The 597-nt window shown below is 52.8% G+C and carries 1 rRNA gene; it reads left to right on the top strand.

The window, feature by feature from the left end:
- Positions 1-597, top strand: a 16S ribosomal RNA gene (locus LPKJCM_RS12140); the annotation flags it as partial.

Raw genomic sequence — 597 nt, forward strand, 5'->3', positions numbered from 1 at the left:
GAAGAACCGTTGTCAGAGCAACTGTTGACAGCTTGACGGTATCCAACCAGAAAGCCACGGCTAACTACGTGCCAGCAGCCGCGGTAATACGTAGGTGGCAAGCGTTGTCCGGATTTATTGGGCGTAAAGCGAGCGCAGGCGGTTTTTTAGGTCTGATGTGAAAGCCTTCGGCTTAACCGGAGAAGTGCATCGGAAACCGGGAGACTTGAGTGCAGAAGAGGACAGTGGAACTCCATGTGTAGCGGTGAAATGCGTAGATATATGGAAGAACACCAGTGGCGAAGGCGGCTGTCTGGTCTGTAACTGACGCTGAGGCTCGAAAGCATGGGTAGCGAACAGGATTAGATACCCTGGTAGTCCATGCCGTAAACGATGAGTGCTAAGTGTTGGAGGGTTTCCGCCCTTCAGTGCTGCAGCTAACGCATTAAGCACTCCGCCTGGGGAGTACGACCGCAAGGTTGAAACTCAAAGGAATTGACGGGGGCCCGCACAAGCGGTGGAGCATGTGGTTTAATTCGATGCTACGCGAAGAACCTTACCAGGTCTTGACATCTTCTGCCAACCTAAGAGATTAGGCGTTCCCTTCGGGGACAGAAT

The organism is Lentilactobacillus parakefiri (genome assembly GCF_002157585.1).
Classification (GTDB): Bacteria; Bacillota; Bacilli; order Lactobacillales; family Lactobacillaceae; genus Lentilactobacillus; species Lentilactobacillus parakefiri.